Origin of the sequence: Subtercola vilae (assembly GCF_004923255.1) — a bacterium.
GTDB classification, from domain to species: Bacteria; Actinomycetota; Actinomycetes; order Actinomycetales; family Microbacteriaceae; genus Subtercola; species Subtercola vilae.
Genome location: NZ_QYRT01000012.1, coordinates 1 through 24,046 on the forward strand (window position 1 = coordinate 1; position 24,046 = coordinate 24,046).

Consider the following 24,046-nt stretch of genomic DNA (forward strand, 5'->3'; position numbering starts at 1 on the left):
CCCGCCGTCTCACCCGGCCCCATCGAGAAGACGCAAAGTGCTCTCAGACGGGCATGGACAGCACACGTCGAGGCCCCTCGCCTGCGGCGTGCTCAGCGGCGCTGGGCTCCGAGCCGGGGCAGCCGCGGAATGCGCCCCACGGCAGCACCGGCCTCGGGCGGAACGATGATCTCCTGGTTCGCCGCCACCCTGATCGACTCGCTCGACACCGCGAGAACGGCCTCGACGGGGGTAGTGCGCTTGACCAGCGCGAGGGCGATGGGGCCGAGCTCGAAGTGCAGTGCGCTCGACGTGATGAGACCCACCACGGTGTCGGGGGCATCCGGTGTCGTCGCGAGCACCGTCGCCGACGCAGGCACCAGCACCTCGTCGCCGGGCGCGGGCAGCACAGCGTCAGACCCGTCGAGGTGCAGCATGACCAGCCGGCGCGGCGGATGCCCGAGATTGTGTACCTTCGCCACCGTCTCTTGCCCGCGGTAACAGCCCTTGTTCAGGTGCACCGCCGAGCGGATCCAGTCGACCTCGTGCGGAATCAGCTTCTCATCGGCCTCTGTGCTGAGCCGCGGCCGCCAGGCAGCAATGCGCAGCGCTTCGGCGGCCAGCGCGCCGGCGACCTCGAGTTCGCCGCGGCGAACTGCATCGGCGAGCGCGCCGAGTGAGTCTCGCGGTACCAGAGTCTCTCGCCAGCGCCATTCGGCTCCCGGATGCTCGTCGATCTCTGCGTACTGGTGCCCCCCGGCGACGACTTCGGCCCACGGGTCGGCCCACGTCACGGCAACGCCGTTCTCCGCGGCGGCGAACTCTTCGATTCCGGCCTCGACCCCGGCGCCCGACGCACCCTGCTCGTCGGAGCCCGGCATCCAGCCCACCGTGGCGAACTCGACCGACCGGTCGGCGATCTCGACCCGCAGCATGAAGCGCATCCGCAACAACCACGCGGTCAGCGCCTCGACCTCGCCGCCGTCGACGAGCAACCACGCGGTGACGCCGTCGTCGAAGACGCGGATGGCGTGTTCTACGCGCCCACTCGGGTCGAGCAGAAGAGTCTCGGCCGACGAGCCGGCGGCCAGCTGCTTCAGGCTCTGGCTGGTGACGGAGTCGAGCCAGCTCAGCCGGTCGGGGCCGGTCACCGAGATGACCCCGCGGTGCGAGAGGTCGACCACCGCTCCGCCGACGAGAAGACGCTGTTCGCGCAGCGGGTTGCCGTAGTGCGCCGCGACCCCGAGTGTGTCACCGCTGCCGTTGACAGCGCCGGGCAGGGCGAGGAATGGGGATGCGGTCACGAGAACCTTCTCAGTCTGTTTTGGCGAGCCGTGCCGACGCATGGGTGCGCAGGTCTTGGCCGAGCGCCGCGATGTCCCACGCCCAGAGCAGGTGCCCCGCCACTAAGCCATAAATGCGAGTGGCCGCAGAATATTCCTTCGCCGAGTGCGAGCGCATCACGGCGTCAGTGGCGAGGTCGATGCGGGCGGCCTTCACCTGGCCGATGTAGAGCTCGTCGACGCCGCCCGGGTGCAGCAGCGAGACCTCGATGTCGAAGCCGTCGCCGGCATTGCGAAGACCCTCGACAGCCTCGGTGCTGGCGTACGGCCGCGGGTCGGCGCCGGGCAGCATGCCGGGGCCCGGGTCGCCGTCGACCGCGGGGCGGCTGAGCCGCCAGTACCCCATCTCGGTGACCAGCGGCGTGGTCTTCTCGTCGAGCAGCCAGCTGTACGAGCTGTAGTTCAGGTAGGGCAGACCGTCGTGGCTGAAACTCACACGCTGGCCGAACTCATACGTCTTCTTCTCGTCGCCGACGGTGTAGTCGATGACACCGGTTCCCTCCCACACGCCGAGGAGCCAGGAAAGTGGAACGATCTCGGGCGGCAGCCCAGAGGGGATTTCAATCACCACGAGGAGATGTCGGTTGCAGCAGCGGTTAGCGCTGGCCGCGGAACAGCCTCAGGATGACCACAATCGACGTGAAGGCGATGCCGACCCCCGCAAGACCGAGGAGCCCGAGGTAGAAGAGTTCAAGAGGCACGTATGACATGCGTCAATTCTAGGCGAATGTGAGGGGCACAAGCACGAGCGTCGTCACAGCGAGTATGACGAACGAGCCGGCGATGCTCGCCGCGACCCGATCGACGAAGCCCTCCGGCCGTGTCAACGCCAGCTGCGCGATGAGCGTGACGACGGTGGCCGAACCGAGCGCGACCGGCAGGTAGAGCAGGTACTCGCTGGGGGCCGACGCAACGGCGATGAGAACAGCTCCCACCGCAGTGAGCAGCCAGATGGGCACGACCGTCTTCAGCAGCAGCATGTTCACCTGCCCATTCTGCCCGATGCGGCGAGTACCGAGGTCAAACCGCTAGGATTGTGGAAGGTAATTTCTGGAGGATCTCTGTGGCGCAGTTGTTGATCCTGACCTCTGCGGTCGACAAAGAGGTACTTCCTGCGCTCTCTCTGTTGAGTCACCGCACCCGTCAGATTCCCGCAGAGGCATCACAGCTGGTGAACACCCCCAACTGCGATCTCATCTTCATCGACGCGCGGCGCGACCTCGCCAGCGCTCGTTCGCTCTGCAAGATTCTGAAGACCACGGGTATCGGCGTGCCCATTGTGCTCATCCTCACCGAGGGCGGGCTCACCGCCGTCAGCGCCGAGTGGGGCGCGGCAGACGTGGTGCTCGAGAGCGCCGGGCCCGCCGAAGTCGACACACGCATCCGTCTCGCCATCGGCCGTCAGGTTCAAGAGCAGTCGTCGTCGAAGATCCAGGCCTCTGGCGTGGTCATCGACGAAGCGAGCTATTCGGCCCGGGTGCACGGCCGCCCGCTCGACCTCACGTTCAAAGAGTTCGAACTGCTGCGCTTCTTCGCCCTCAACCCCTCACGCGTCTTCACCCGCGAGCAACTGCTCAGCGAAGTGTGGGGCTACGACTACTTCGGTGGCACCCGCACGGTCGACGTGCACGTGAGGCGCCTGCGAGCGAAACTCGGTGACCTCGAGTCGCTCATCGGCACCGTGCGAAACGTCGGCTACCGGTTCAACTTCTTCGAAGACGAGAATGACCGCCTCGCTGGGGCTCGCGGAGTTTGACCCGGAAGGCGCGGCGCACGTTGCCGCGCTGACCGCTCTGCTCTCGCGCGCCACCCTGTCAGACGGCCAGCCGCCGTTCAACGACCAGACGCTCGCCGACGCCCGTGCCGGAACGAACTTCGTGGTTCTGGCTTTCGAGGGCGACCGCCTCGACAGCGACAGCCTGGTCGGCGCCGCGGCTGTCACCGACGACACCCTCGAGCTGGTCATCGCTCCGGATGCCCGGCGGCGCGGCCACGGCGAAGCACTCACGGCGCACATGCTCACCAGCCGCACCGGACCGCTGCTGGTTCGACTACTCGAACCGTTCGTCGCAGCTCATCCCGCGCCCACCCTGGCCTGGGCCCACGGCGACCACCCTGGTGCCCGCGCCCTCGCCGCACGGCACGACTTCGAACCGGTACGCACCCTGCTGCAGTTGCGCATGCCGTTGACTGCCGAAATGCCGCCGCCGCCCGGTGTGACCCGCGTCGAAGCGTTCGTGCCGGGGCAGGACGATGAATCGTGGGTCGAGTTGAACGCGCGGGTGTTCCACGGGCATCCGGAACAGGGCAGACTCACCGTCGACGACCTGCACGCCCGCATGGCAGACGACTGGTTCGATGCGAACGACTTTCTCATCGCCCGCTCGCCCGACGGCGAGATGATCGGCTACAACTGGCTGAAGGTCGAACCCGGCGACACCGTCGGCGAGATCTACGTCATCGGCGTCGATGCCAGCCACTCGGGCCAGGGTCTCGGGCGTGAACTGATGCTGCGTGGGCTCGCTCATCTACTCGGCCGCGGCTGCCGCACCGCAGCCCTCTATGTAGAAGAAGACAACACCCCGGCCGTACCTCTCTACCGCTCGCTGGGGTTCACCGACCACACGATCGACGTGCAGTACCGTAGGCGTTAGCCGCCTCCCCCTCGTTCACCTCCCGTTTACTCTCGGAGATCACCCGGGGGTGACATGATGATGGGATGGACGGCGACAACATCACTCTCGACGCGGGCGTGGGCTCCGACTATCTCGACGACGATTTCGAGATGGTAGAAGACCCCAACGACCCGGCGTTGCCCGAAGGCCGCTACCTCGACCGCGAGCTGAGCTGGCTGGCCTTCAACCGCCGCGTGCTCGAGCTCGCCGAAGACGCCTCGCTGCCGGTCATCGAGCGGGCGAACTTCCTGGCCATCTTCGCCAGCAACCTCGACGAGTTCTTCATGGTGCGGGTCGCCGGTCTGAAGCGCCGTATCGTGACCGGGCTGGCCGTGCCCACCAACGTGGGGCGCGGGCCGCAGGAGGTGCTCGACGACATCTCGCTCGCCGTGCACGAACTGCAGGCCAGACACGCGGCGGCGTACCAGAACCTGGTGAAGCCGGCGCTCGATGGCGCGGGCATCCACATCGTCGAATGGCAGTCGCTCGAACAGAACGAGAAAGACCGCCTCACCGAGGTGTTCAGCGAAGAGATCTTCCCGGTGTTAATGCCTCTGGCCGTCGACCCCGCGCATCCATTCCCTTATATCTCCGGGCTGTCGCTGAATCTCTCGGTACGCGTGCGCAACCCGAAATCAGACCGCCAGGAATTCGCCCGCCTCAAGGTGCCGCAGGTGCTGCCCCGCTTCGTGCGGGTCGACCCGCGTGAACGCACCAGAGACGTGCGCTTCATCAGTCTCGAAGACCTGATGGCCAATCACCTCGGCCACCTGTTTCCCGGCATGGAGGTGCTCGAGCACCACGTGTTCAGGGTCACCCGCAACGAAGACGTCGAAATCGAAGAAGACGACACCGAGAACCTGATTCAGGCGCTCGAGAAAGAGCTTCTGAAGCGCCGCTTCGGCCCGCCCATCCGGCTCGAGATCACCGAAGACATGGATGACGTGACCCTCGGCCTCATCGTTCGGGAGCTCGACGTCACCGAGCAGGAGGTCTACCGTCTGCCCGGCCCGCTCGACCTCGGCGGCCTGTTCGAGCTCGGCAAGATCGACCGGCCAGACCTGAAGTACCCCAAGCACGTGCCCACCACGAACGTGCACCTGCTGCCGCCCGAGCCGAACGCGCGCCCCGACATCTTCAAGGCCATCGCGCGACAAGACATCCTGGTGCACCACCCCTACGAGTCGTTCGCCACCAGCGTGCAGGCGTTTCTCGAGCAGGCCGCGGCCGACCCCGACGTGCTGGCCATCAAGCAGACGCTCTACCGCACCAGCGGTGACAGCCCCATCGTCGAGGCCCTGATCGACGCGGCCGAGGCGGGCAAGCAAGTGCTCGCTCTCGTCGAGATCAAAGCGCGCTTCGACGAGCAGGCGAACATCTCGTGGGCACGCAAGCTCGAGAAGGCCGGCGTGCACGTGGTGTACGGCCTCGTGGGCCTGAAGACGCACTGCAAGCTGGCCCTCGTGGTGCGCCGCGAAAAAGGCCACCTCAGGCATTACAGCCACATCGGCACCGGCAACTACAACCCGAAGACCTCGCGTGTCTACGAAGACTTCGGGTTGTTCACTGCAGACGACCAGGTGGGCAAAGACCTCACCCGGCTGTTCAACGAGCTCTCGGGGTACGCCATCGAGAAGAAGTTCAAGCGACTGCTGGTGGCGCCGCTGCATCTTCGAAAAGGGCTGCTCAAACGCATTGCGCAGGAGGCCACGAACGCGTCACTCGGCTTGCCCTCTGGCATCAGCATCAAGCTGAACTCCATCGTCGACGAGGCCATCATCGACGGTCTCTACCGCGCGAGCCAGGCCGGCGTGCCCATCGATGTGTGGGTGCGCGGCATCTGCGCCATCAAACCGGGTGTGCCCGGGCTCAGCGAAACTATTCGGGTGCGTTCGATTCTCGGTCGCTACCTCGAACACTCGCGTATCTTCTCGTTCGTGAACAACGGCGACCCGCAGGTGTTCATCGGCAGCTCAGACATGATGCACCGCAACCTCGACCGCCGGGTCGAGGCGCTGGTTCGCCTCACAGCACCCGATCACCTCAAAGAGATCGCGTCGATGTTCGAGTTGGCCATGTCTGACACCGTCACCGCCTGGTGGCTCGACGGCGAAGGCGAGTGGGCCAGGCACACCACCAACGATGCCGGCGAAACGCTCATCGATCTGCAAGACCGCCTCATGTATCTCACCTCGCGCCGCAAACGAACGGGCATTGCACGGTGACCGTCTACGCCGCCGGCGCGGTGTGCTGGCGCCTCGACGGCGACAAGGTGCGCGTTCTCGTCATTCACCGGGAGCAACGGGCCGACATCTCTCTGCCCAAGGGCAAGGTCGAGCCGGGCGAGACGCTGCCGGAGACGGCCGTGCGCGAGACGCTCGAAGAGACCGGCCTCGCGATCGACCTCGGGGTACCTCTCGGGTTGACGAGCTACACCATGCCCAACAATCGCGACAAGGTCGTGTACTACTGGGCCGCCGAGGTCACCACCGCAGCGCTGTCGTCGTCGACCTTCGAACCGGGTGAAGAGGTGGCGGGGTGCGAATGGATGTCGCTACGCCGGGCCAAGAAGTCACTCACGTACGAACGCGACGTCGAAGTGCTCGAACGCTTCCAACTGCTCGTCGACCAGGGCGTCTCCCGCACCTTCGCCCTGATCGCGCTGCGGCACGCCAAAACCATCCCCGGCACTGAATTCGACGGCCCGGATGCCCTGCGAACGCTCACCCACCGCGGGCGCACCGACGCGAACGTGATCGTGCCCTCGCTCCGCGCATTCGGCGCCGAGGTCATCGTGTCGAGCACCGCCCGCCGCTGCCTCGAGACCGTGGCACCGTTCGCCGAAGCCACATCCATTCGCGTACGGGCAACCGATCGCATCAGCCAAGACGCCTTCGAAGACGGCACGAGCGACGTGCGGCACGTGGTGGCGAAGCGGGTGCGCAAGCTGCGGTCGAGCATCCTGTGCTCACACGGGCCTGTGCTGCCCGAGATCGTTCGGGAGATCGGTCTCGCCGCGGGCGGTTCTCGGCAGCCCTCGCTCAGCCGCGCTGGAGATCTGCCGGTGGCGGGCTTCTCGGTGCTGCACCTCTCGCACGATCGGCCCGGCTCCGGCATCATTGCGATCGAGACCCACGTTCCGCAACTCGTCTGACATCGGGTTCGGCTGAAACCCCGATTCGTCGACCGTCGTTAACCTTCTGTTCACCTCTCAGGGGGAGCGTGGTCAGGCGCCGTGCATATCTTCAGTGAGGGCCTGCACCGGCCTCGAATTGAAGGGAACACAGTGAAGTTCAAAAATGTGGCTGCGACCGGAGCCGTTTTCGTAACGGTAGCCATCGCGCTCTCCGCCTGCAGCAGTAGCAGCACCAGCGGCTCGAGCACCTCAGCTTCAACCGGCGCCGCGAGCACAGCCGTCACCTCGACTCCGCTCGACGCATCACTCACCGGTACCATCACTGCGGGCGGATCCAGCGCCCAGGCCAACGCCGAGAACGCCTGGATCACGGCGTACAAGGCCCAGGTCGCGGGCGTCACCGTGAACTACGACAAGTCGCAGGGCTCGGGCGGTGGCGTCACCAACTGGCTCGCCGGCAGCTACGACTTCGCTGGCTCTGACGCGCCGCTCAAGGCCGACCAGCAGACCAGCTCGCAGGCCATCTGCGGCACCGGCGGCGCGCTCAACCTGCCCGTCTACCTCGACGGCGTCGCGCTCATCTACAACCTCCCGGGCGTCACCACGCTGAACCTGTCGACCGACACGATTGCCAAGATCTTCTCGCTCGCCATCACCACGTGGAACGACCCGGCCATCGTCGCCGACAACCCCGGCGTCACGCTGCCCGCAACGGCCATCACCACGGTCGCTCGTTCAGACGGTTCTGGCACCACGCAGAACTTCACGAACTTCCTCAGCGCGGCGTCGCCGACCATCTGGACCAACCCGGCCAGCAACGCGTGGCCCATCAAGGGCAATGTCTCGTCGCAGAAGGGTGGCTCTGGCGTCGTTCAGGCCGTCACCGCGGGCTCCGGCACCATCGGTTACGCCGACCACAGCGCGATCGGCACAGCCACTGCGGCAACGGTCAACAAGGTCGCCTTCTCGCAGGAGGGCGCAACCGCAGCGTTCGCCGCAGCCGCCACCACGGTACCCACCGCTACCGGCGATCTGTCGCAGAAGTTCGACTACTCGAAGCTGACCGGCACCACGGTGTACCCGATCCCGCTGATCTCGTACCAGATCGTCTGCACCACGTTCAAGACCGCCGCCCAGGCCACGCTCACCAAGTCGTTCATCGGCTTCGTAGCCTCGTCGGTCGGCCAGCAGGTCGCCGCGAAGAACGCCGGCTCGGCTCCCATCCCGGATGAGATGCTGACCAAGGTTCAGACGGCCCTCGCCTCCGTCAAGTAGTAGTTTGAAACATCCGGTTTCTGTTTGATCTGCCTGCTGAACTCTCGAGAAAGAACGCTGTGAGCGACAAAACAACAGTTCGATCTGCAACCCCGAGTTCGGCGGGCGGGTCAGGCCAGACGCCGGGCACGACCGGCGCCGGGAAGGGATCGCGCGAAGACGCGACCCTCCCCCGGCGATCGACCCGGGCTCGCCCAGGCGATTTCATCTTCAAATCGTTGAGCACGGGCTCTGCGATGCTCATCATGATCATCCTCGCGGGCGTTGCGCTCTTTCTGATCATCTCGGCCATTCCCGCCATCACGGCCGACTGGTCGACCGAGAGTCAGCTCAACACCGGCCCCACCGCGGGCTTTCCCAACTTCTGGGCCTATGTCGGCCCGCTCATCTGGGGCACACTCTGGTCGGCTGCCATCGCGCTGCTGTTCGGCGCACCGATCGGCATCGGCATCGCCCTGTTCATCTCGCACTACGCGCCGCGTCGCCTCGCCAGCATTCTGGGCTACCTCGTAGACCTGCTGGCCGCCGTACCCTCGATCGTGTTCGGTCTCTGGGGCATCATCGTCATCCGCCCGTTCCTGCTCCCACTGTCAGACTGGCTGGCCGCGAACCTGGGCTGGATCCCGCTGTTCGGCGGCCCCGTGTCAACCACAGGCTCCACGATTCTCGCTGGCGCCCTCGTGCTGGCCGTGATGATTCTGCCCATCATCACCTCGATCTCCCGCGAGATCTTCCTGCAGACCCCGCGCCTGCACGAAGAGGCGGCCCTCGCCCTCGGCGCGACGCGCTGGGAAATGATTCGCATGGCTGTGTTCCCGTACGCCAAGTCGGGAATCGTGAGCGCCACACTGCTCGGCCTCGGCCGGGCGCTGGGTGAGACGATGGCCATTGCGCTCATCATCTCGCCGGCCATCCTCGTGTCGGTGAACCTCATCACCGAGGGTAAGAACTCGCAGACCATCGCGGCGAACATCGCCCTCAACTTTCCTATCGCCACCACGCTGCAGCGCGACGCGCTCATCGGTACGGGCCTGATGCTGTTCGTCATCTCGCTCGCCGTGAACTCGATCGCCCGTGTCATTGTCGGCGGCCGCAAAGGCAAGCGCACGAAGTCGAAGGTCTCGCCCAAGAGCCCCGGGCCACTCAGCCGCGTTCCCGCCGGTGACTTCGCTTCGGCCACCGCACTCGACGTGGTATCGGGTCGCAGCAGCGCCGGCATTGCCGACGACGAAGGCCCCACCCCTGAAGAAGACATCGAAGGAGCGAGATATTGACCGCCCTCAGCCCGCGCGTGAAGCCCACCGGGCCGGTCGGCAACTCGCTGACCACCGGCCAGCTGCCGCGCTTCGCCGAACTGTACGTGATCATCGGTGCCGCAGTTGTCAGCGCGCTGCTGCTTCTGCTCATCGGCTTCAACGTGGTGGGCTGGCTCGTGCTCACCGCCGTGGTCTACCTCATCGCCCTCGGGCTTCTCTCGGTCGTCGTAGAGAACCGTCGAAAGGCCACTGACCGTATCGTTCGCGGCCTGGTCACCGTTGCCTTTCTGCTGGCGCTCATCCCCCTCATCTCAACGCTCGCCACGGTTGTCGCCAAGGGTGCCAGCGAACTGAGCTGGAGTTTCATCACCCAGACCGGTGCCTCGACCTTCGACCCCAACACACTCGAGGTGACGCAGACGCCCGGCGCGCTGCAGGCCATCGTCGGCACGCTGATCATCACCGGCATTGCGGCTCTCATCTCGATACCCATCGGGCTGTTCACCTCGATCTACCTGGTGGAATACGCGCTGCCGAAACAGTGGCTCGCCCGAACGGTGACGTTTCTGGTCGATGTGATGACGGGCATACCGTCGATCGTCGCCGGCCTGTTCGCCTTCTCGCTGTTCTCGATCATCGTGGGCCCGAAAGCCTTCAGCGGGTTCTCTGCTTCGGTGGCCCTGTCTGTTCTGATGATTCCCACCGTCGTACGTGCCTGCGAAGAGATGCTGCGCCTCGTGCCCGGTGACCTGCGGGAGGCGTCGTACGCCCTCGGTGTGTCGAAGTTCGCAACAATCGTGAAGATCGTGCTGCCCACCGCCATCGCCGGCCTCATCACGGGCATCATGCTCGCGGTGGCCCGCGTCATCGGTGAGACCGCGCCCATCTTCCTGGCCGCGAGCTTCACCGACAACTTCAACGCCAATCCGTTCGACGGCCCCATGCAGACACTGCCCGTGCTGGCCTATACCGGCTTTGCCTTCCCAGGCAAAGACATCGCCGCATCGAACAGCTCGGCGTGGGGTGCCGCGCTGCTGCTCGTCATTCTCGTGGTGATTCTGAACCTGATCGCCCGTCTGATTGCGCGCATCTTCGCCCCCAAGGGCTCGCGCTAACGCCCCTCCCACACTCGTCCGCCGTTCTTCTGCTCTCACCCGAACATTTGTTAGGAACCCCGTGTCAAAGCGAATCGAAGTCAACGACCTCAACGTCTACTACACCGACTTTCTTGCCGTCGAAGGCGTCACGATCACCATCGAACCGCGCACGGTCACGGCGTTCATCGGCCCGTCGGGCTGCGGCAAGTCGACCTTCCTTCGCACGCTGAACCGCATGCACGAGGTGATTCCTGGCGCACACGTCAAAGGCGAGGTGCTCATCGACGGCAACAACCTCTACGACTCCGGGGTCGACCCCGTGATGGTTCGTCGCCAGGTGGGTATGGTCTTCCAGCGCGCAAACCCGTTTCCGACCATGTCGATTCGCGACAACGTTCTGGCCGGCCTGAAGCTCAACAACAAGCGTCTCAGCAAGGGCGACGGTGACGAACTCGTTGAGAAGGGCCTGCGCGGCGCCAACCTCTGGAACGAGGTCAAAGACCGGCTGAGCCTGCCCGGCGGCGGCCTCTCCGGCGGCCAGCAGCAGCGTCTGTGCATCGCACGCGCCATCACCGTCGAGCCCGACGTGCTGCTGATGGATGAGCCGTGCTCGGCGCTCGACCCCATCTCGACGCTCGCCATCGAAGACCTCATCACCGAGCTCAAAGAGCAGTACACGATCGTCATTGTGACGCACAACATGCAGCAGGCCAGTCGCGTCTCAGACAAGACGGCGTTCTTCAACATCGCGGGCACGGGCAAGCCCGGCAAGCTCATCGAGTACAACGACACCACCACCATCTTCGGCAGCCCCTCGATGAAAGAGACCGAAGACTACGTGTCGGGTCGCTTCGGGTAGCTGCTCGCCGTACTCGCTCTGCACCACGAGAAATGCCCCGCCGGATGACCGGCGGGGCATTTCTCTGCTGTGGCTGTGTTTCAGGTGCTGCTGTGTTTCAGGTGCTGCTGTGTTTCAGGTTGCTGTATTGCAGGTGGATCAGATGACGCTCGGAACCGCCAGGATGGGGTTCGTCGTGGGCTTCTGCGAGCCACCGGCCGGCTCGACGGTGACACCCACGGTGTCGCCCGCGGTCATGGTGCCCGTCAGAACGTGCCAGGTGGTGGTGTCGCCACCCGGCGTGAAGGTACCAGCCGGGCTCACGTTCGACCCGTTGATGTACCAGGCCTCGTACGTCTTGTTCGACGGCAGCGACGGCAGCCCGGTTGCGACGACCGCCGACTTGCCGAGCTTGCTCGACCAGAGAACGGTGGCCTCACCACCGCCATTCACGGTGCTGTGCGTGCTCTCGACATCAGAGGCCGCGTAGATCTCGGCCAGCGAGCTGGCTGCTGCCTGCTGCGACGTCGACGAGGTGTTCTGCATGAACGCAGACCCGACCACGCCACCACCGACGAACAGGGCGACAGCGGCTGCGGCTGCCACGAGGGCTCCGACCGGGCGGCTGAACCACCGCGAGTGGGCCTTTGCTGTAGCGGCGGTGAGGGGTTCGGCCTGGGCAGCGTCGGGCGACGCCGGGGCGGTTTCGAGCTGGCCAGCTTGAAGGCCTTCGGCCAGGGGCACGGCGGCCACGTTCGGCATCGAATGCAGGCTCGGGGTGAGCGGGGCATCCTGAGCCGTCTCTGCCAGCTTCGCCATGATCGACGACTTCAAGCCTGCGCTCGGTTCGACCGGCGTAGCCGCCAGTGCCAGAAGCACGGCCGTCTCGAGCAGATCGTCGCTCTCGGTTGCGAGGTCGGGCGACTCACGCATCGCCTGTTCGAACGCACGAGCCTCGTCGGGGGTCAGCGCATTCAGGGCGTAGGCACCAGACGAGAGGTAGTCAACATCTTTCGTCATGAGGTAACCCCCATCTCATCTCTCAGGCGAATCATTCCATCGCGTAATCGTGTTTTCACCGTGCCAATGGGCACGTGAAGCATTTCTGCCACCTCGCTGTGGCTGTACCCGCCGTAGTACGCGAGCGAGACGGCCTGGCGTTGAAGCTCGGTCAGTTGGCCCATCGCCTTCTTCACCCTCTCGTGTTCGATGCGAATCTCGACGCTCTCGGCGACGTGGTCATACTCTTGCGGCAGGTCGCGGATGCCGATCTTGATGTCGCGGTCGTGGCCCGACTGCGAGGCACGCACCCGGTCGACGGCTCGGCGGTGAGACATCGTGAGGATCCACGACATCGCGGCGCCTTTGTTGGTGTCGAACTTCGCTGCGGTCTTCCAAATCTCGAGGAAGACCTCTTGCGCCACCTCTTCAGATTGCGCGTGGTCGACGAGCAGGCGTTTGATCAGACCGAGCACTCGAGGGGCGACCCTGTCGTACAACTCGGAGAATGCCCGCTGATCTGAGGTGGCGATGCGCTGCAGCAGAGAGTCAAGACTCGACTCCTGCAGAGGGTCATCACGTTCGCTTTGATGGGTCACAAGCTTAAGCATCGCAGGTCTTGCCCTCCCTCGGTTGGTCATCAGTGTCTTGGGTGACAACGGATATTCGGCGCACCGGCTCAAACGGATTGCCCGAGGCGCCGTGAACGGCGTTTTCGGCTATCGCCGGCGGGTCGTAGCGGCGACAATCATGCCGCTGACCACGACAAAAGCCTGGGCGCCGGCCGAGATGGCTTTCTCCGTCGTCCACGAGCCCATGGGCACTCCTGGGAGGCCGAGCGGCAGGTGGATGGGCATCCACACCGAGACGACGAGGGTCGCCAGGCCAGTCAGGGCGACCAGCACGGCGAAGAGCGAACTCCAGACACGCGGGCGGATGAGCACCAGAACCGCGGCGAGCGCATTGACGCCGGCCTCGACGTAGTAGAGGGTGCCGAGGTTTATGCCACTGCTGGGCAGCGCAGAACCCGGAAACGTCTCGACGGAGGGGGCGAGCGTGAAATGGATGTACGCGTTCAGGCCGAGGGCCACCACGGTCCAGAGCACGGCTGCAAACCGGAACGGTCTCATGCGGCCACACGCCCATGCGGTGCGTACGCGACGGGCTCCGTGTACGCAGCTCGTGGCATAAGAGATGTCGGGCCGTGGAAACGCCTCTCGGCGCGAGGCCGCTCGGAGCGGCTAAATTTGGAGCCCGGGGTTACCACGGCCCGACCATCACAGTTTATCAAACGATCGGCCCGGTCGTTCAATCGAGGCTCTGACGTCGCCAGAGGGTTGCGCACGCCGTCAGTTCGGCTGCAATGGAGTGGAACCGCAGCGCACGGGTGGTCAGTTCGCTCGCTCTCGCCGGCGAAACCACCTCGGCGTCATCGGCCAGGCTCGCGCATCCCGCCGACATCAGGCGACAGAACGCGGCCGCCCGGTCGAGCGCAACGGCGAAGTCACCCTCGAACAGCCCGCGCAGAATCTGGTCGGCCAGCTCGGTGATCTCTTCGGGCCCGGTGGGCGTCGACGCGCCCGCAACCACCGGGTCGATGGTCGACGACATGTCGGCCCCCCGTTGAAAGACGAAACTCGACTGCTCAGGGTCTTGCCGCGTCAGCGCGCGCAGCAGGTAGATGCGCCAGAGGGCACCCGGCAGACTGCGAGCGGATGCCCGTGACCAGAGCTCGGCGATGGCATCGATACCGTTGACGTCGGTGTACGCGATGAGCCGGTCGATGACCTCTGGATCTCGGTCTTCGCGTACCCGGCTCAGCAGCGCTGCAGCGGTGTCGTGCGCCAACCGGCTGATGTGCGCCGGGTCTTCGCCGCCCTTGAACGCCTCGAACGTCGAGCTGGCGAACAGTGTCGGCTTGTGAAAATCGTCGCTCACCCGGGCTACTCCTGTTCTCGTGGTTTTTCCTCCACAAAGGTACGACATAAAAAGGTGCGTCAGCCGTGAGCCACAATTTCGGCCTCGGCGAATAAACCGGTAAGTTAGTTCACAAGGGCCTCTAGCTCAGTTGGTAGAGCATCGGACTTTTAATCCGTGGGTCGTCGGTTCGAGCCCGACGGGGCCCACCCCAAATGGCTGGTCAGTGGCAGTTTTTTGTGAAGTTGATTCAAACTCGATGTTATTCGACCACAGTCTGTCTACAACTGAAAGATACGAACCAGAGCGTTCTGCTTCTGGGTCAAGTTGAGCCAGCCGCCGACAGCGGCAGGAAAACTCGGGGGCGCCGCTGGCCAACGCCTTCAGGCTTCTCGCTCTGGGTCGAAACGCTATGCGCACCATAGAGAACAGTTGACCCGGTTACGCCGGGGTGGATCCTAGGTTACTTGACGAAATATCCATTATCAGCGCAAATACCCCTCAAGTATTTGTACCTCAATTTGCGCACAGCGTCAGGCTTCCTCTTTGTCAGCTCCCGGCGGATGTGGCTCTTTTCGTTCCATAGAGCCGTAGGCCCTGCACGCTGGCGTCCGGTGTTGTGTTTTTGAAGGGTTACGGGCGTGCTGATCGGATTCGTTGGACTTGATAGGCGAAGAGGAGGGCGAGCACGAGCAGGCCGAAAGCGATTCCAGTGATCACGGCGGCGATGAGCGGCACGCCGGTTCCGATGGTTAGGACGACGGCGATGCCGGCTCCGCCAAGAACGGAATTGACGACGGTGATCATGCTTGCTGTGGTGAAAAGCACAGCGGTGCGCCCGTATTTCACGCCCATTGTTCCTACCGTTGCCGTGTTGTCTGGTTGAAAATACGTAGCTGCGGCGGGATCTATGTCGGCGTAGAAGCGCCGGATGAGTTCGATCCGGTTTTGCGCGACGACGTTGGCGATGCTGGTGTCGACGAGGCGGACGACGGTGAAGCAGCCGAGGATGAAGACGGTTGGGAAGACGGTGAAGGAGAGTGCTGCGAGAATTCCGGGTGAGCTGCTGGAGAATCCGACGGCGACGAGGCCGCTTGAGAGCGCTGCCAGGTAGATCGAGGCCCTGCTGCCGGATTCGCTGATTGTTGAGCTCGCGGCGGATTGCAGAACGAAATGCTCGGTGACGAGCGCGCTCATCAATGCCGGCGATGCTTTCGTTTCCGTCATGGTGGGGCTCCCCTTGTTCCGGTGTCGCCGGGTGCGACAGCCGTGTGGTCATCAACGTAGGCCTGAGCTGTTGCTTACGCGTGGTGGCAGTGCGCCTAGGAGGAGCGGGGTCATGTCCGTGGTGACGGTAGGTGCGGCGGGGTCACGCCCTGTCGTGGTCGTGGCTCGTAGGCTCGCGGCCATGCACAGAATCGATCCTCTTCTCCTTGCTTGGCTCGAGTCCGTTCAGACGGTACCTGTTTTCGTTCGAAGTCATGACTTCGACGTGGTGGCATCGAACCGGTCGGCGCGGGAGCTCAGTGCCGTGTTCGAGGTTGGTACCAATTTGCTGCGTGCGACGTTCTTTGTCCCGGCCGCCCGGGAAGCGTTACCGGATTGGGCTGGCGCGACCGGTCAGGTTGTTGCGTTGGTGCTGAATGAGGCCGGCCTGATGTCGCCGGAACCGGAGCTCCGTCGCCTTGTCGGTGAGCTCGCGTCCAAGAGCGACCGGTTCTCCGAAGCGTTGGCTGAAGAGCCGGCCGTACTGCCGTCGGGTACGCCGATCGTGTTTGACCACCCGGAGCGGGGGCGGCTGCGGTTGTCGTTTCAGCAGTTGCGGCTGCCCGGCACCGACAGGCAAACCCTCGTCTTGGTCAGCGTCGATAGCGGGTCGCCCGTCTAACGTCTAGGGCAGAAGTGATCTGAGCGCGGTCTCTTCCTGGCTGCCGGGGAGCGCAAAGGTGGTGGTCAGCGCGAGTCGCGGGTCGGTTCGGATGCTCAGCTGCTGCCAGCGCAGTTCGACGACGCCGTACCCGTGGATCGGGTAGCTGGTTGTGCCGTGAGTGCAGGTTTTCACGTCGTGGCGGGCCCAGATACGCCGGAAATCCGTGTCGGTCAGGGAAAGCTCGCCGACGATCTCGTGCAGGCGCGGGTCGTTCGCGTCGGTGCGTTCCCGGGTCGCCGCGAGCATCTCTGACGCCACCGTCTCCCAGTCCGAAACGGTCGCCTTGGCCGTGTCGCTGAACAGCGCCAGCATCAGGTTCCGGCCCGGTTCGTACACCCCGGGCGCGAGCCTACCCGCGAGAGCGTTCGCGGCGAGGACGTCTTGGCAGCCGTTTGTCACGTACGCCGCTGAGTGGTCCCACCAGGTGAGGAAGTCCAGGTCTGCCGGGTCGACATCGGCGAGGGTCGGGGCGAACGGGTGCGTCGCGGTTGGGCTGACCAGCCGTTGCAGATATGCCGTGGCCTGATCATCCAGCAGCAGAGCTTTCGCGATGGCGTTCACGACCTGATCCGACGGGTGGGCGTCTTTGCCTTGCTCCAGGCGCAAGTAGTAGTCGCTGCTGATGCCGGCGAGTTGGGCGACTTCTTCGCGGCGCAGGCCGCTGACCCGCCGGCCGGCGTCGACGTACAAACCGACGTCTTCGGGTTGGACTGTTTCTCGCCGGGCACGGAGAAACTCGCCCACCGGGTTGTTGTCCATGCGCACAGGCTATCGCCCGGCGAACCATTCGCCCCTACGATCAGAGAATGAGCGGTGATGGTCTTCTAGCGGGCTACCTCACCGCGCGCCGCCAGTTAGTGACCCCAGAACAGGTCGGCCTTCCCGCACCCACCACGCACCGCCGAGTTCCCGGGCTGCGCCGGGAGGAAGTCGCGATGCTCGCCGGCATCAGCAGCGACTACTACCTCCGCATGGAGCAGGGCCGCGAACTCAGCCCCTCACCAACGGTCGTTGACGGGCTGATAAAAGCGTTGTGCCTTGACGGCGATGCAGCACTGTACCTGCACGAGATCGCTCGCCCGTCGCTTGGCGCTACCCGACAGTCGGACGCGTTGTTGAGCGCCAGCACGATGGAGCTCGTGGAATCGATGCGAAGTACGCCAGTGTACGTAGCCACCCGGTATCTCGACATTCTCTACGCGAACGACCTGTTCGACGGCCTGGAACCACGGCTTCAGGTCGGCCAGAACATCGTGAAGATCATCTTCGAAGCCGACAGGCCCCGAAACGAGATCTGGCAGTCCGTCGCGAGCCGCGCCGTTGCCGCGTTCCGGTCCGGAATCGACCCTCTAGACAATAGCCACGAGCTACTCACCTTGTTAGCCGAGCTGCATCAGTTCGATTACTTCAGCGAATACTGGGAACGACAAGACACGTTCGCCGCCTCCGGCATGCCCATCCCGGCGTATCACGTGACGGCGGGGATGCTAGCGCTACGGCTACTGACCTTCCGGATTCCAGCGACCGGTGGTCAGGTACTCGGCATGTACGTCGCAGAGCCGGGCTCTGAATCTGCAGCGAAGCTCGCCGCCCTTGCCAGCTGACTGTACCCTCGCCAGCTGACTGACTGTCATGTTCCTAGGTGCGCCGGGGCCACGTGCCCACCGGTACCGCGAACCTACCTTGAGTTCAGGCAGCCAACCGGTCGCCCAAACCGCATCTCTCGCATTGGAGCACCGTCATGTCAACACCCACCAACCCGCCCGTCGTCTTCATCCACGGCCTCTGGATCCACTCCGACTCCTGGACCCCATGGATCGACCTGTTCGACCAGCACGGCTACACCGCCGTCGCACCCGGCTGGCCCGGTGACGGCGACACCGTCGAAGCAACCCGGGCACACCCCGAAGCCCTCGACGGTATCGGGATCGAAGCGATCTTCGACCACTACGCCGACATCATCGAAGCCATGCCGCAGAAACCGATCGTGATCGGCCACTCCTTCGGCGGACTCATCGCCCAAGAACTCCTCGCCCACGACCTCGCCATCGCAGCGGTCGCCATCGACCCCGCCCCGATCAAAGGCGTCAAAGCACTGCCCTTCGCGCAGCTCCGCTCCGGCTTCCCCATCCTCGGCAAGCCATCCAGCAAGAAGCACACCGTCTCCCTGACCGGGGCGCAGTTCCAGTACTCGTTCGGCAACGCCCTCAGCAAAGACGAATCCGACGCCCTGCACACCCGCTTCACGATCCCCGGCCCGGGACGGCCGCTGTTCGAAGACGCCGCCGCGAACTTCTCCCGCACCTCACCCGCCGCCGTCGATACCTACAAAACCCCCCGAGGACCCCTGTTGCTGACCTCAGGGTCGCTGGATCACACCGTGCCTGAGAAAGTCACCCGGGAGGTCTTCGCGCTGTACACCAAGCACACCGACTCCGTCACTGACTTCCACGAGTTCGAAGGCCGCGGCCACTCCCTCGCCTTCGACTCCGGCTGGGCCGATGTCGCCGCCGACGTCCTCACCTGGCTCGACCAGAAAGTCACCACCGATGCGCCCCTGAAATCGTTTGCCGCAAACGCGTAGCGTCACCTTCCTCATCCCCGGGGTGCCCGGCTCGAACCCGACCAGGGCACCCCATAACGTCTCACCTATCGGTCAGCCCTCGGGCGAAGGAGTAAAAATGGATCTCCAACTAGCCGGCAAAACGGCCATCGTCACCGGCGCCAGCAAAGGCATCGGCCTCGCCATCACAACCGCCCTCGTGAACGAGGGCGTCACCGTGATTGCGGGCGCACGTTCGTCGTCGGCAGAACTGGAAGCGCTCGGCGACGCAGTCCGGTTCATCCCCGTCGATCTTTCCACCTCCGACGGCCCCGCCGCGCTTGTTGCAGAAGCCGGCGACGGCCTCGACATCCTCGTCAACAACGTCGGCGCGCTCGTACCCCGCACAGCCGGATTTCTCGCCATCACCGATAGTGACTGGGACGTCACCCTGAACCTTGACCTGATGGCCGTCGTGCGCACAACCCGCGCCGCCATCCCACTACTGATAAAGCGTGGCGGCGGGACCGTCGTCACAATCAGCTCCGTGAACGCGTTTCTCCCCGACCCCGGCGTCATCGACTACTCCGCCGCGAAAGCCGCCGTCTGGAACCTCTCCAAATCCCTCTCCAAAGAATTCGGCCCCCAAGGCCTTCGCTTCAACACCATCAGCCCCGGCCCGGTCTCCACCCCACTCTGGTTAGGTGACACTGGTGTCGCCGCGACAGTCGGCAAAGCCATGGGCGTATCCGCAGACGAAGCACGCAAACGAATCATCCAATCCGGCGGTGGATTCGCCACCGGACGCTTCACCCAACCCGACGAGGTCGCCGACCTCGTCCTCCTCCTCACCAGCAACCGAGCCGGCAACGTCACCGGCGCCGACATCCGCATCGACGGCGGGTTCACGAAAGAACTATGACGACCAGGCGCCCCATCGCGATACAGACGGTAAGGCTGTCAGTCGAGCCGCCTGTACCTGCCCTAAGCCTCGATTAGGGCAGGTTCAGTCGCTCGAATGAACCCGTAAAGCTGACGTATGGTCCGTTATCAGCGCGTTTGCGTCTTGCGGCCGTATGCATCGGATCAGTAGTGGTGCGATGTTCTCCATAAATTTCAGCTGCGTGCCACGGCAGGGCGTCATGCCCGACCGCGTGGCTCCCGGCGACCGCTGGACGCCGGACTGACAAGCTTTAAATGCGCCGAAGGACACTGAGCCTGCGCATGCACTCGCTAAAGCGTAGGCTCTCCGCTCGCCTTCTGCTCCTGCCAGGCGTCGCTGGGAGAAGTTGCGCTGTCAACGCTCTCGCGCTCTCCACCGAACTCTTCGTGCAGCGGTGTACCGACAGGGGCTGACCAAGCTCTTGCCTTATTTCGGAAGACAGTCTCGCTGACGACGACATCTTCAGTGAAAAGCTCTTCAGGCAGTTCGAGCAGCCCGGTCGTCCTCATGTTGCGGGTGACATTCAAAGTCGCAATAGTCAGCACCATGATGAAGCCGACAATCGGTGCGGCGGCTTTGAACCGCTCTTTCACGCCATGCATCTTCGTCGCCGCGAGGCGGTCGACATCGTTGTGCACGATATCCCCGTAGATGTAGGCAAACGCCAGTTCTGTATCGCTGAGGAATTCCGACTTGTTCCCGTCAGCATCCTCAATCTGAGTGCTGGCGCCGAGAATGTTTTTCCCCTTCGGCTGTATCCGATTCCAATCCGAGCGAATCGCAGCGAGGGCGTTCCGAAGCTTTTCGTCTCCGCTATCCTTCGCAAAATACCCGAGAGCGTTCAGAACTTTGATGTAGTGAACGCTATCTTCTTGAAGGATCAGGGGTCGCACACGTGCAGCGGCGGACTCCACCTGCTCTTCGGGTGGGAGAACCTGAATCAGGTATCCCTGATTTTCAGCTGCGACGAACTGGTAAGTCACCTCCATTCTCCAGAGCTTTTGGAGGAGGGCTTTGTCGACAGCCAGTGAATGTGCTTCCACACGTCTTGCCCTCAAGACGAACGCCGACAGAGTAGCGATGTGGCGTTCCTCAACTTGCTGCTTACGGGCGTCATTCATACCGTCATTCTTCCCGACTCGACCGACGCTCCCGTGGTGAACATCGCTCGGTCCGTAAACTGAGCGGGTGACTTCCGGGGATGCAAAAACAGGCGTTGAACTCTCACGCCAGAAAGCTCGAATCTTTGCCGACAAATGGGCAACGGTGACTAATGAGAAGCAGTTCGCCCAGTCTTTCTGGAGCGACTTCTTTCACCAGGTCATTGGCGTGGAAGACCTGCTTGCTACGGGAGTGGACTTCGAATTCCCGATAAAGAATGTTGCTACCGGAACCACGAATTTCATTGACGTTCTGTGGGGCGGCGTAGTTCTGATTGAGCACAAGTCCGCAGGTAAGTCGCTGGACAAAGCCGAAGTTCAGGCTCGTCAATACATGGTGAGCCTCAGCCCACACCTGCGACCGCCTATTCTTATCGTTTCCGACTTTGCCAATATCCGCATCATTGACGTGCTGCGTGGAGCCAGTATTCAGTTCCTGCTCACCGACCTTCCGAAGCACCTTGATCACCTTGATTCGATCTTCAAGGTGTACGGGTCAAAGGCGACAGCAGAGGAAATCGACGCCGACATCAAAGCCGTCAATTTGATGGCGAACCTCTATGTCGAGTTTGAAAAGAACGGCTACGAGGGTCACGCTGCCAGCGTGTTCATGGTTCGCATCCTCTTCCTCAATTTCGGTGATGACACGAGGATGTGGAAGAAGGGTCTCTTCGCTGAATTTTTGGCGGAGAGTGCCGAATCGGGAGGGGGTCTGGGTGGAAGTATTCAGGAACTTTTTCAGGTTCTGGACACCCCCAAAGAGAAACGTCCGCACAACCTTCCTGCGTCCATCTCGAATTTTCCGTATGTGAATGGCGGGTTGTTCAAGGAAATCATTCCCGTCTTCTCGTTCAACGCAGAGATGCGAACAGCACTTATTGCGTCAAGCTCATACGACTGGTCAAAAATCAGCCCTGCCATCTTCGGAGCAATGTTCCAGACCATCAAGAGCAAGGAGAATCGGCGGGCGTTGGGCGAGCACTACACGAGCCAGCAGAACATTTTGAAGGTCATCCGACCGCTCTTCTTGGACGAGTACTTGGATCGACTTCGCAAAGTCTGGGATGACCGTGCTGGACTCAAGAAGCTTCGCAAGGACCTCGGCACCAAGAACTACCTCGACCCCGCTGCAGGCAGCGGCAACTTCCTTTTGGTCACCTACAAACGGCTAAGGGACATAGAGTACAAGATTATCGCTCGACTGATCGAGCTTGAAGGAAAAGTAACGACAGGTTACGACGGTGAAGAGCTTCAAGTCGGTCTGGATGGCTTGGGAACCATCGGTCTTACAGTCAGCCTCGAGCAATTTCACGCCATTGAATACGAGCAGTGGAGCTCGCAGATCGCTTCGGTTGCGATGTACCTCGCTGAGCATCAGGCGAATCAGGAACTGGATGAGCTGACTGGTGCAGCTCCAACGATTTTCCCGCTCTCGCACGCAGCAACTATTCGTCAAGGCAACGCTTTGCGAATCGACTGGGCCGAAGTCTGCCCGATGAATAACGACACGATTATCATGGGCAACCCTCCGTTCTACGGCTCCTCCTGGTTGAGTGCAGATCAGAAGAACGATCAGGCTCTCGTCTGGGGCAAGACGAAGAGTGCGGGCATCCTGGATTACGTTGCGAGCTGGTATCTCGTCGCCGCCCGCAACATCGAAGGCACAACCGCACGAGCTGCCTTCGTCTCCACAAGCTCCATATCTCAAGGTCAGCAGCCGCCCGTCATATGGGGAGCATTGAATAAGCTCGGCATGGGCATCGACTTCGCCCACCGCACTTTCGCCTGGAACAACGACGGTGGAAAGAACGCAGCCGTCCACTGCGTCATCATCGGCTTCTCTGCCAACAGGAAACCTTCTCTTCGCCCGTTGTGGTCTTATCCCAGCCTGAAAGCCGAACCTGTTCTGGTTCGTGTCAAGAATATAAACGCCTACTTGCTGGATGCCACTGACGCTCTAATTACGAGCCGAAGCAATCCGCTTCAAGGCGGAACCCAGAAGATGACGAACGGCAACAAGCCCGTTGATGGCGGACTACTCTCCAACATTTCCGTGGACGAAGCTCAGGAGATCGAAGCGACTGACTCCATAGCTACGAAGTACCTGAGGCGTGTGGTTGGCAGTGCTGAACTCATCGGCGGCATTCTTCGTTACGGTCTATGGCTCAAGGACGCTGACCCCTCCGACCTGCTCGCGTCCCCTGTGTTGAAAGAGCGTATTGCCAAGGTTCGTGAAATGCGTCTGGCTTCTACAAAACTGGACACCCAGAAGTCAGCAACACGTGCTTGGGAATGGCAGCAGGCTCTTCGCCAGCCCACAACTGAGTACCTAGCCGTACCTCGTGTTTCGTCGCAGGAGCGGGAGTATGTCCCGATGGCGGTAATGCCCGCAAAGGTGGTTCCGAACGACAAGCTGCTGTACATTCCGAACGCCACCTCCGAGACCTTCGGAGTCATGATGAGCAGCGTCTTCAACATCTGGAATCGGGCCATCTCTGGTCGGTTGAAGTCTGACTATTCGCTGTCCGCTGAGGTCACCTACAACAATTTCCCCTTCCCCGATTTAAGCAATGAAGCGACGATGAAGAAGGTGCAGTCCGCTGCTGATGCAGTTCTTCTCACACGCGAGCAGTTCCCCACCAGCTCCCTCGCCGTACTCTATAACCGCAACTCAATGCCTTCGGCTCTCCGCAACGCTCACAACGCTCTGGATAAAGCTGTACTGAACGCTTACGGGCTGAAGACCAATGCAACCGATGCTGGCACGCTGGAGCTCCTTTTTGGCATGTACGCGGAGATCACGCAGGGTCTTCTCGCTCCTGAAAAGAAGACGAAGATGCGCGGAGCTGCACCTACCGACGACCTGAACTCACACGTCCTAAATCACTGAACGCGGCGGCCAGCGTCGATATGGTCAATTCATGACAGTTAAACATGGACATCGGCTATCGCCTGC

The 24,046-nt window shown here is 62.9% G+C and carries 23 protein-coding genes and 1 tRNA gene; 14 read left to right on the forward strand and 10 right to left on the reverse strand.

Translation table 11 applies throughout. From position 1 onward, the window contains the following. Positions 1-92: 92 nt before the first annotated feature. The 3 genes from ygfZ to D4765_RS08050 all read right to left on the reverse strand — a co-directional run bounded on the left by ygfZ (position 93) and on the right by D4765_RS08050 (position 2,308). Positions 93-1,325: a CAF17-like 4Fe-4S cluster assembly/insertion protein YgfZ gene (gene ygfZ / locus D4765_RS08040; RefSeq protein ID WP_136641775.1), complete on the reverse strand. Its 1,233-nt coding sequence runs from the start codon at positions 1,323-1,325 to the stop codon at positions 93-95. Further along, on the reverse strand, positions 1,294-1,890 hold the full coding sequence (locus tag D4765_RS08045) for a heme-binding beta-barrel domain-containing protein (RefSeq protein WP_136641875.1): 597 nt from the start codon (positions 1,888-1,890) through the stop codon (positions 1,294-1,296). Before D4765_RS08045 ends, ygfZ begins: the two co-directional genes overlap by 32 nt. A 151-nt stretch (positions 1,891-2,041) precedes the next feature. Then, a complete protein-coding gene (locus D4765_RS08050; protein WP_136641776.1) occupies positions 2,042-2,308 on the reverse strand; it encodes a hypothetical protein in 267 nt (88 codons plus the stop codon). A gap of 77 nt (positions 2,309-2,385) precedes the next feature. Here D4765_RS08050 and D4765_RS08055 point away from each other — a divergent pair, with 77 nt between their 5' ends. The 8 genes from D4765_RS08055 to pstB all read left to right on the forward strand — a co-directional run bounded on the left by D4765_RS08055 (position 2,386) and on the right by pstB (position 11,620). Then, a complete protein-coding gene (locus D4765_RS08055; protein ID WP_136641777.1) occupies positions 2,386-3,078 on the forward strand; it encodes a response regulator transcription factor in 693 nt (230 codons plus the stop codon). Then, positions 3,047-3,976, forward strand: coding sequence for a mycothiol synthase (gene mshD, locus D4765_RS08060; protein WP_136641778.1), 930 nt, complete (start codon positions 3,047-3,049; stop codon positions 3,974-3,976). Before D4765_RS08055 ends, mshD begins: the two co-directional genes overlap by 32 nt. A 65-nt stretch (positions 3,977-4,041) precedes the next feature. Then, positions 4,042-6,222: an RNA degradosome polyphosphate kinase gene (locus D4765_RS08065; RefSeq protein ID WP_136641779.1), complete on the forward strand. Its 2,181-nt coding sequence runs from the start codon at positions 4,042-4,044 to the stop codon at positions 6,220-6,222. After that, positions 6,219-7,151, forward strand: a complete 933-nt coding sequence (locus D4765_RS08070) for an NUDIX hydrolase (protein ID WP_136641780.1) — start codon at positions 6,219-6,221, stop codon at positions 7,149-7,151. The genes D4765_RS08065 and D4765_RS08070 overlap by 4 nt, the downstream gene beginning before the upstream one ends. 132 nt (positions 7,152-7,283) lie before the next feature. Continuing rightward, a complete protein-coding gene (locus D4765_RS08075) occupies positions 7,284-8,408 on the forward strand; it encodes a phosphate ABC transporter substrate-binding protein PstS (protein WP_136641781.1) in 1,125 nt (374 codons plus the stop codon). Positions 8,409-8,614: 206 nt separating this feature from the next. Next, positions 8,615-9,682 (forward strand): phosphate ABC transporter permease subunit PstC, encoded by a 1,068-nt coding sequence (gene pstC, locus D4765_RS08080; protein ID WP_237280323.1) that lies wholly within the window; start codon positions 8,615-8,617, stop codon positions 9,680-9,682. Further along, positions 9,679-10,779, forward strand: coding sequence for a phosphate ABC transporter permease PstA (gene pstA / locus D4765_RS08085; RefSeq protein ID WP_136641782.1), 1,101 nt, complete (start codon positions 9,679-9,681; stop codon positions 10,777-10,779). The genes pstC and pstA overlap by 4 nt, the downstream gene beginning before the upstream one ends. A 61-nt stretch (positions 10,780-10,840) precedes the next feature. Beyond that, positions 10,841-11,620: a phosphate ABC transporter ATP-binding protein PstB gene (pstB, locus tag D4765_RS08090; protein ID WP_136641783.1), complete on the forward strand. Its 780-nt coding sequence runs from the start codon at positions 10,841-10,843 to the stop codon at positions 11,618-11,620. Between the two features lie 138 nt (positions 11,621-11,758). On the opposite strand, the gene D4765_RS08095 is transcribed toward pstB, so the two are convergent. The 4 genes from D4765_RS08095 to D4765_RS08110 form a co-directional block, all read right to left on the reverse strand. Beyond that, on the reverse strand, positions 11,759-12,619 hold the full coding sequence (locus D4765_RS08095) for an anti-sigma factor (RefSeq protein WP_136641784.1): 861 nt from the start codon (positions 12,617-12,619) through the stop codon (positions 11,759-11,761). Beyond that, positions 12,616-13,209, reverse strand: a complete 594-nt coding sequence (locus D4765_RS08100; protein ID WP_136641785.1) for a sigma-70 family RNA polymerase sigma factor — start codon at positions 13,207-13,209, stop codon at positions 12,616-12,618. Before D4765_RS08100 ends, D4765_RS08095 begins: the two co-directional genes overlap by 4 nt. A gap of 108 nt (positions 13,210-13,317) precedes the next feature. Beyond that, positions 13,318-13,728 (reverse strand): hypothetical protein, encoded by a 411-nt coding sequence (locus tag D4765_RS08105; RefSeq protein WP_136641786.1) that lies wholly within the window; start codon positions 13,726-13,728, stop codon positions 13,318-13,320. A gap of 178 nt (positions 13,729-13,906) precedes the next feature. After that, positions 13,907-14,536 carry a DNA-directed RNA polymerase subunit beta gene (locus D4765_RS08110; protein WP_136641787.1) on the reverse strand — a complete coding sequence of 210 codons (630 nt, stop codon included), beginning with the start codon at positions 14,534-14,536 and terminating at the stop codon, positions 13,907-13,909. A 115-nt stretch (positions 14,537-14,651) separates the two neighbouring features. On the opposite strand from D4765_RS08110, the gene D4765_RS08115 reads away from it, so the two are divergent. After that, positions 14,652-14,724, forward strand: a tRNA-Lys gene (locus D4765_RS08115). Positions 14,725-15,148: 424 nt separating this feature from the next. On the opposite strand, the gene D4765_RS08120 is transcribed toward D4765_RS08115, so the two are convergent. Beyond that, a complete protein-coding gene (locus D4765_RS08120) occupies positions 15,149-15,742 on the reverse strand; it encodes a hypothetical protein (protein WP_136641788.1) in 594 nt (197 codons plus the stop codon). 181 nt (positions 15,743-15,923) lie between these two features. Between D4765_RS08120 and D4765_RS08125 the strand changes: the two genes are divergently transcribed. After that, positions 15,924-16,403 (forward strand): MmyB family transcriptional regulator, encoded by a 480-nt coding sequence (locus D4765_RS08125; protein WP_136641789.1) that lies wholly within the window; start codon positions 15,924-15,926, stop codon positions 16,401-16,403. A gap of 3 nt (positions 16,404-16,406) precedes the next feature. Here D4765_RS08125 and D4765_RS08130 read toward each other — a convergent pair whose 3' ends face one another. After that, positions 16,407-17,204, reverse strand: coding sequence for a helix-turn-helix transcriptional regulator (locus D4765_RS08130; RefSeq protein WP_136641790.1), 798 nt, complete (start codon positions 17,202-17,204; stop codon positions 16,407-16,409). A gap of 47 nt (positions 17,205-17,251) precedes the next feature. Here D4765_RS08130 and D4765_RS08135 point away from each other — a divergent pair, with 47 nt between their 5' ends. The 3 genes from D4765_RS08135 to D4765_RS08145 all read left to right on the forward strand — a co-directional run bounded on the left by D4765_RS08135 (position 17,252) and on the right by D4765_RS08145 (position 19,909). Continuing rightward, the gene (locus tag D4765_RS08135) at positions 17,252-18,049 is read left to right on the forward strand and encodes a helix-turn-helix transcriptional regulator (protein ID WP_136641791.1); all 798 of its coding nucleotides are present in this window, start codon (positions 17,252-17,254) and stop codon (positions 18,047-18,049) included. Positions 18,050-18,186: 137 nt separating this feature from the next. After that, positions 18,187-19,029, forward strand: coding sequence for an alpha/beta hydrolase (locus D4765_RS08140; RefSeq protein ID WP_136641792.1), 843 nt, complete (start codon positions 18,187-18,189; stop codon positions 19,027-19,029). Positions 19,030-19,126: 97 nt separating this feature from the next. Continuing rightward, a complete protein-coding gene (locus tag D4765_RS08145; protein ID WP_136641793.1) occupies positions 19,127-19,909 on the forward strand; it encodes an SDR family NAD(P)-dependent oxidoreductase in 783 nt (260 codons plus the stop codon). Positions 19,910-20,220: 311 nt separating this feature from the next. Here D4765_RS08145 and D4765_RS08150 read toward each other — a convergent pair whose 3' ends face one another. Continuing rightward, on the reverse strand, positions 20,221-21,051 hold the full coding sequence (locus D4765_RS08150; protein ID WP_136641794.1) for a hypothetical protein: 831 nt from the start codon (positions 21,049-21,051) through the stop codon (positions 20,221-20,223). A gap of 67 nt (positions 21,052-21,118) precedes the next feature. Between D4765_RS08150 and D4765_RS08155 the strand changes: the two genes are divergently transcribed. Next, the gene (locus tag D4765_RS08155; protein ID WP_136641795.1) at positions 21,119-23,980 is read left to right on the forward strand and encodes a DNA methyltransferase; all 2,862 of its coding nucleotides are present in this window, start codon (positions 21,119-21,121) and stop codon (positions 23,978-23,980) included. Positions 23,981-24,046: the final 66 nt, after the last annotated feature.

Excerpts from the sequence above, each read along its gene's own strand:
- mshD (WP_136641778.1), top strand. The coding sequence starts at position 3,047 with ATGACCGCCTCGCTGGGGCTCGCGGAGTTTGACCCGGAAGGCGCGGCG.
- D4765_RS08100 (WP_136641785.1), bottom strand. The coding sequence starts at position 13,209 with ATGCTTAAGCTTGTGACCCATCAAAGCGAACGTGATGACCCTCTGCAG.
- D4765_RS08105 (WP_136641786.1), bottom strand. The coding sequence starts at position 13,728 with ATGAGACCGTTCCGGTTTGCAGCCGTGCTCTGGACCGTGGTGGCCCTC.
- D4765_RS08120 (WP_136641788.1), bottom strand. The coding sequence starts at position 15,742 with ATGACGGAAACGAAAGCATCGCCGGCATTGATGAGCGCGCTCGTCACC.
- ygfZ (WP_136641775.1), bottom strand. The coding sequence starts at position 1,325 with ATGCGTCGGCACGGCTCGCCAAAACAGACTGAGAAGGTTCTCGTGACC.
- D4765_RS08135 (WP_136641791.1), top strand. The coding sequence starts at position 17,252 with ATGAGCGGTGATGGTCTTCTAGCGGGCTACCTCACCGCGCGCCGCCAG.
- D4765_RS08125 (WP_136641789.1), top strand. The coding sequence starts at position 15,924 with ATGCACAGAATCGATCCTCTTCTCCTTGCTTGGCTCGAGTCCGTTCAG.
- D4765_RS08095 (WP_136641784.1), bottom strand. The coding sequence starts at position 12,619 with ATGACGAAAGATGTTGACTACCTCTCGTCTGGTGCCTACGCCCTGAAT.
- D4765_RS08065 (WP_136641779.1), top strand. The coding sequence starts at position 4,042 with ATGGACGGCGACAACATCACTCTCGACGCGGGCGTGGGCTCCGACTAT.
- D4765_RS08150 (WP_136641794.1), bottom strand. The coding sequence starts at position 21,051 with ATGAATGACGCCCGTAAGCAGCAAGTTGAGGAACGCCACATCGCTACT.
- D4765_RS08145 (WP_136641793.1), top strand. The coding sequence starts at position 19,127 with ATGGATCTCCAACTAGCCGGCAAAACGGCCATCGTCACCGGCGCCAGC.
- D4765_RS08140 (WP_136641792.1), top strand. The coding sequence starts at position 18,187 with ATGTCAACACCCACCAACCCGCCCGTCGTCTTCATCCACGGCCTCTGG.
- D4765_RS08130 (WP_136641790.1), bottom strand. The coding sequence starts at position 17,204 with ATGGACAACAACCCGGTGGGCGAGTTTCTCCGTGCCCGGCGAGAAACA.